Annotated in this window: 1 rRNA gene; it reads left to right on the forward strand. The window is 54.9% G+C overall.

What is annotated here, in order from left to right:
* A 23S ribosomal RNA gene (locus J1781_RS00030) occupies positions 1-255 on the forward strand; the annotation flags it as partial.

The following is a 255-nucleotide window of genomic DNA, read 5'->3' on the forward strand; positions in this document are numbered from 1 at the left end:
GAAGCTGGTTAATATTCCAGCACTTGGTGTTACTGCGAAGGGGGGACGGAGAAGGCTAGGCTGGCCGGGCGACGGTTGTCCCGGTTCAAGCGTGTAGGGGGTGTGACCTGGTAAATCCGGTTGCATATTAACCCTGAGGCGTGATAACGAGCCACTACGGTGGTGAAGTAGCTGATGCCATGCTTCCAGGAAAAGCCTCTAAGCTCCAGGTAACACGAAATCGTACCCCAAACCGACACAGGTGGTCAGGTAGAG

Source organism: Rahnella perminowiae, assembly GCF_019049695.1.
In the GTDB taxonomy this organism is placed as follows: Bacteria; Pseudomonadota; Gammaproteobacteria; order Enterobacterales; family Enterobacteriaceae; genus Rahnella; species Rahnella perminowiae.